7 protein-coding genes and 1 pseudogene are annotated in these 5465 nt (G+C 62.3%); 3 read left to right on the top strand and 5 right to left on the bottom strand.

What is annotated here, in order from left to right:
- Positions 1 to 38 precede the first annotated feature (38 nt).
- Together ACO59D_RS12750 and ACO59D_RS12745 are read right to left on the bottom strand one after the other, a co-directional pair.
- Positions 39 to 815 (bottom strand): IS21 family transposase, encoded by a 777-nt coding sequence (locus ACO59D_RS12750; RefSeq protein WP_485127309.1) that lies wholly within the window; start codon positions 813 to 815, stop codon positions 39 to 41.
- Positions 816 to 946: 131 nt separating this feature from the next.
- Positions 947 to 1210 (bottom strand): hypothetical protein, encoded by a 264-nt coding sequence (locus tag ACO59D_RS12745; RefSeq protein WP_485127308.1) that lies wholly within the window; start codon positions 1208 to 1210, stop codon positions 947 to 949.
- A gap of 259 nt (positions 1211 to 1469) precedes the next feature.
- Between ACO59D_RS12745 and ACO59D_RS12740 the strand changes: the two genes are divergently transcribed.
- The 3 genes and pseudogenes from ACO59D_RS12740 to ACO59D_RS12730 form a co-directional block, all read left to right on the top strand.
- Positions 1470 to 1784 carry a PadR family transcriptional regulator gene (locus ACO59D_RS12740; protein WP_485127307.1) on the top strand — a complete coding sequence of 105 codons (315 nt, stop codon included), beginning with the start codon at positions 1470 to 1472 and terminating at the stop codon, positions 1782 to 1784.
- Positions 1781 to 2629, top strand: a complete 849-nt coding sequence (locus ACO59D_RS12735) for a hypothetical protein (protein ID WP_485127306.1) — start codon at positions 1781 to 1783, stop codon at positions 2627 to 2629. Before ACO59D_RS12740 ends, ACO59D_RS12735 begins: the two co-directional genes overlap by 4 nt.
- Before the next feature lie 221 nt (positions 2630 to 2850).
- Positions 2851 to 3039, top strand: a pseudogene (locus ACO59D_RS12730) ((2Fe-2S)-binding protein); the annotation flags it as partial.
- A gap of 42 nt (positions 3040 to 3081) precedes the next feature.
- On the opposite strand, the gene ACO59D_RS12725 reads toward ACO59D_RS12730, so the two are convergent.
- The 3 genes from ACO59D_RS12725 to ACO59D_RS12715 all read right to left on the bottom strand — a co-directional run.
- A complete protein-coding gene (locus ACO59D_RS12725) occupies positions 3082 to 3732 on the bottom strand; it encodes an HAD hydrolase-like protein (protein ID WP_485127305.1) in 651 nt (216 codons plus the stop codon).
- Between the two features lie 201 nt (positions 3733 to 3933).
- On the bottom strand, positions 3934 to 4278 hold the full coding sequence (locus ACO59D_RS12720) for a hydrogenase maturation nickel metallochaperone HypA (protein WP_485127304.1): 345 nt from the start codon (positions 4276 to 4278) through the stop codon (positions 3934 to 3936).
- Positions 4279 to 5465, bottom strand: a 1187-nt coding sequence (locus ACO59D_RS12715; RefSeq protein ID WP_485127303.1) for an FAD-dependent oxidoreductase, incomplete at its 5' end; no start/stop codon positions are given.

Below are 5465 nucleotides of genomic sequence, written 5' to 3'. Positions count from 1 at the left end.
GTATTGCTGGTAGTTCTCGGTGGTTTAAGTGGCCATTTTTATATTGGCATTAACACCTGGGGGACCGGCACGAAGGGGTTCCGGCGGGCCGCGCCGACCTCGCTCTCGACGCTGCCCCTCTCGTGGCCGGGATGCGGGTTGCGGAAGGCGCAGGCGAGACCGTGGTGGGCGCTGCACGCCTCGGACGGCTCGGTGGTCCTGGCGGCGTCGCACGCCTTCCTGCCGACGCCGGCCGCGTTGTCGGGGACGATCCTGCCCGGGACGCCGCCGACGTGCCCGAAGGCGTTCCCGGGCCCCTGGCAGGCGCACCCAGCGCTCTCGCCCGGGAACGCCTGCGCGAGCCCGACGTTGGAGAGGGGGAACGCCAAGGCGAGGTGCCTGGGCCTGGTCCTGGCGCCGCGCAGGCAGGAGTCGGCCTCGCCGAAGTCCGCCTGCGCCTCGCCGGGCGCCCACGCGAGGTCGAGGAACTGGCCGCGCCCGGCGGGGCGCGGCGCCCTGGCCCTCCTGGCGTACCTCTCGACGGTGTCGGGCGAGACGTCCGCGCGCTCCTCCCCGACGAGCCTGTCGTGGACGCGCCTCGCGGTGCGGCGCTGCTTCGCGCCGGACTTGGCGTCGTCGCCGAGCCGCTGGTCGATCAGCGGCCTGTAGGGGTCGAGCTTGGGCGGGCGCTCCCTGGCGACCGGGACCGACGGGCTGAAGTCCCCCTTGTCGCGGTGCTTGTGGACGGTGTCGCGCGACGCCCCCTCCTCCCTGGCGGTCTCGGTGACGGCGAGCCCCTCGTGCCACCTGCGTCGTATAGGATCCTGCTTGGGCATGCCGGTCATTTCCTTTCGGGACCTCCTTAAGTGGATGCGAAGCGCTCTTAGGTCAGCCCCACTCGAAGTGGTCGGCATGCCTGCTTGCGGGAAGCGTCGACTTTACGGTGACGTTTTCGTCGACTTAGATGTTACGGAATACAGGCCCAGCCCGGCGAGCGGGCCGCTCCCCGGCGGGTCGTAGGCCCCCCTCGTCGGCATGGCCCCGTCCCCCTTCTCGCCTTTCCCGTCGCCGACACTCTACGCGGTTCCCCGGTGTAGCCGTGTGGGAGGTCGCCCGCGGCCCAGTTCTTCGCCGCCCTCCTCTTCACGCCCGCGAAGTCGACGGCGCCCGGCACCCGCATCCCCTCGTCGATGGCGAGCAGGAACAGCTCGACGGACTCCTTGCTGTACATGCGAACTCCAATCCGGACCCTCCAAGGTCCAACTTTTCGTCCGCATCCCAAAGCGAACTCTCCAGAAACTCAAATTCTCAAGTAAGTCCGTAATGCTTCTGACAACGATACTATGCGATGCATAGTATCGTTGTCAGAAGCATACTATGTATCGCATAGTATCCGCCTTGGCCAGGGCGACGAGTGGAGTGTCTGCGTTTCTGCAGGAGCACAGATCCCCGCCCGCATGACAGCTCCATCAACCAGGAAAAGGAGGACCATGGAAACACAGCTCAAACGGGGCTTCCTTGATATATGCGTGCTTGCCGCGCTGGCGCGGGAGGATTCCTACGGCTACCAAATAATCAAGGATGTTCCGTCGACACTTGAGCTCTCCGAATCAACGCTCTACCCCATCCTCAAACGCCTCAAGGCGCAGGGAATGCTCGAGGAGTACACCCGCGAGCATAACGGCAGGCTAAGGAAGTACTACACGATAACTGATAAAGGCCGGGCAGCCCTTCAAGACTTTGTACAGGAAGAGGCGGGCATTACTAAGATCCTGGCCTACATCCGTGAGGGAGCGGAGTCATGAGCTACGAGCAGTGGAATTCTGAGCTTAAAGAAGCCCTGCGTAAGAGGGGCGTTAGTGCAAAAGAGATTGACCGGGCCCGCGAGTACTGGTACGAGGCATACAACGATCGCATCGAATCGGGAATGGACGAGGAGGCTGCCATTGAAGACCTTGGGAGTGTTGAGGTTGCCGCAACGTCGATGGTAGAGAGCCTTCCGACGATCCAGCGCAGCTTCTGTGGCCTTCGCCAGAACCGTGAGAGAACGGCGTTGGTTACGGTGCTTCTCGTCCTTGGGGCTATTGCCTGGGTACCAGTCGTCTTTGCCATCGCTATGCTGGCCGTTGCTGTGTATGTGCTCCTATGGAGCCTTATCCTAGCTGCGTGGGCATTTGTCGCGTCCGGCTATGTCTTTGGCGTTTCGTCGGTCATTGCGTTCATGCTTGGGGCGACATCGGGCAACTTGATTGCCGGCGCGATGGACGGTGGCGTCTCTCTCGCGCTTGGCGGTGCTGCCATTCTCCTCACTCCTCTTGCAATTCAGGTGACAAGCATCCTGTATCAGGCATCAATCCGCTTCGGTCGCTGGGTCTCCCACTTCTTCGTCCGGGTGGCAAAGGGAGAGGAAGCGGCCCCCGCCGAAGGCGGTCCACTTTCGCTCTGGTGGTCGCGTCACCCCGACACCTTCCGTGTCTTCATGGTGGTAGGGGGCATCATCTGCGGCGCAGGCCTGGCATTGGCGCTTGTCGGCCTTCTTGCCTGCGGCTTTGCACCAAACACGGTGGCTCCCCTGCCTACGGTCGATGCGGGGTTCTTGGGCAAAATCAGTTACCCGCACCTCGCGCAGGTCGTGGGATTCAGAAGCTAACAATGTCATGGGCAAGGGTATTTGCCCGGTGGTCTCCACAGACTGCCGAGCGTTATTTACATTATGGTGCTTACAGGGTTGTGCGGCTTTTATGCCATATGCTATGAGTTGAGTAACATAATTTTCGATTCTATGGTTAGGTCCAATATCAAACGTCACATCACATATTAATCACGGGGGGGGGAAGCTATGTACTCTGATCATCGTGAGCACCATGACCACTGCGGCCGTCACCACCAGGCGCCAACGGTCACGCAGGAGATGATCCAAATCTTGTCTGCCCATGCGTAGGCGTAACCAAGACAGACATCGAGCAGGCCGTTGCCAACGACGCAAGGACGCTCGAGGACGTGGGGAATGCAACCGGTGCGGGTACGCGCTGTGGCCGCTGCGTGGGCGCCGTCGAGGCATGCCTCCAGGAGACGCTTGCTGCTCAGGCGTCACAGCGCTACCTATCCGAGAAGAACGCGGCGCAGCACATCAACCGTATCTACTACAGTTGTGGCACCGGCGTCGAGAAGTTCTTCTCGGGAGCCGTAGCCATAGGTGACGCCCACAAAGCCTACCGAGGCAGCCTGCGCGCCTCGAGCGTCCTGAGCACGGTCTCCCACCATGGTGACTTCGTTCTTCTCGGCTCTCTTGTCCAACCGCTCGAGCGCTTCGTTGATCACATCGGCCTTTGCCGTGCGCTTCTCGTCAAGCGTCGCCCCTACCACCTGGTCAAAGAGGTCCGTCATCCCAAAGTGGTCGAGGATTTTGAGCACGAATGGCTCGGGCTTGGAAGAGGCCACGCAGGTGATGATACCAGCCTCTCTCAGTGAGCCGAGAAGCTCAACAATTCCCTGGTACGGGTGGTTCTCGAAGAGTCCAACGGTTGTGTAGCGCTCGCGATAGAGTTCGAGCGCCCTCAGCGCCTCGTCGTGCGACATGCCGGAGAAGTCCATGAACTCCTGGACGAGCGGCGGACCGATGAACACCGTGAGCGCAGAGGGGTCCGGCACCTCTCGCCCCATCTTCACGAGGGCATACTGGACGGACTTCACGATCCCCTCGCCAGATGCGGTAAGCGTTCCGTCGAGGTCAAAGAGAACCGCCTTGGCCACGTTCCCTCCCCTGCATCGTAGCCTTTCCAAGAAGCCATGCCGCGCCGATTACCAGAGTTTAGCTCCTTTTCTTAATCGGCTACTGCGTTTGCCCAGGTAGCCGATAGCAGTTTTAAGAAAGGGAGCTAATCTCCGCGGCGAAAAGCGCCGCACGACGAGAAGGACGAAAGCGACCTCGAGCCAGAGCTCGGGGCCGCTCATCTATACGGCCTGGATGTCCTTCACCATCACGTCCCGTCCGGTCACGAGGTAGGTGTTGTGACCCCCGCAGACGGGACAGGCCTTTCCGTACTCGGTGGTGCGGTAGGTCTTCCTGCAGTCGCGGCAGTAGGAAATCCCCGCCACGATAATCATGTTGAGCTCGCACTCACGCATGTACTCGGTGCGAAGCTTCGCCCACTCGAAGCAGTCGCGGAAGTAGCTGGGCACGATGGTGCTGACCTCGCCCACCTCGAGGTCAACGCGCGCCACCTTGCTCACGCCGTTCTTGCGTGCGGCCTCCTCGACCATGTCGATCACGTGCACGACAATGCCCAGCTCGTGCATCTACGCGTTCTCCTCGCGAGACTCGTCGCTGGAGTTGCCTGTGTAGGGGTGCATCTCCATGAAGTCCTTGTGCGTGCGGTTGTACTCGCGGCGCTTCTCGCGCATGATCTTGGCCTCCTCGGAGCCGGAGTTGGCCACAATCCTCGCTGCACGCTTGATGGCGTAGGCGGCAAGTCCGCCAACCTTGTCCTCCGCCGCGCGCATGTCGGACATCTCGGGATGGTCGCGGTAGATGTGGATGGCATCGAACTTGCAGCGCGTGGTGCAGATGCCGCAGCCGATGCACTTGTTGGGGTCGACAACCGAGGCGCCACAGCTCAGGCAACGCTTGGTCTCTGTGGCCACCTGCTCGGCCGTGAGCGTGTGGTGCGTATCGCGGAAGCGATCGGCACCCTCGGAGTCCATGCCCTCCTCCTGGCGCCCGGCGTTGTCGTAGGAGTCGATGAGGAGGTCGTCCTTGTCAAACTCAAGGTAGTTGTGGCGGTCACGACCGATGGTCATACTCGCACCATCCTGCACGCGACGGTGCAGAGACTCTGCGGCATAGTGGCCGGCGGCAATGGCGTCGATCACGAACTTGGGGCCGGTGAGAACGTCGCCACCCACAAAGATGTCGGGGTCGGCCGTCTGGAAGGTGAGGGCGTCTGCCTGCGGATAGTTGCCGTGGTGGAAGGTCACAGCGCGTCCGTCGAGAAGCCCGCCCCACTCGATGGCCTGGCCGATGGCGAAGACGACCTGGCTGCATGCGATGGTCATGGTGTCGTTCTCGTCATAGAGCGGCGAGAAGCGCTTGGTGTGCGGGTCGAAGACCTGCGTGCAGCGCTTGAGGATGATGCCCGTGACGCGTCCGCCCCCGTCGGTCAGGACCTCCTTGGGCCCCCAGCCGTTCTGGACGCAGACGCCATCCTCAAGGGTCTCGGCGATCTCGGCGTTGGTTGCAGGCATCTCGTCTCGCTGCTCGAGCGAGACCATCGTGACGGTGCCGGCGCCACGGCGCTTCGCGTTCCTCGCGCAATCTACGGCAACATTGCCGCCACCGACGACCACGACGTCCCCCACCAGCGCGGGGTTGCCCTTGGCCATGGAGTCCTCAAGGTAATGTACGGCCACGTCGGTGCCCTCGGCGGTGTCGCCGGGGACGCCGGGACGCCTGCCGCCCTGGCAGCCAACGGCCACGAAGAAGGCCT

The organism is Tractidigestivibacter sp. (genome assembly GCF_057241865.1).
Note: the sequence above shows the minus strand (reverse complement) of the source record. Positions and strands in the feature narration are given on the sequence as shown.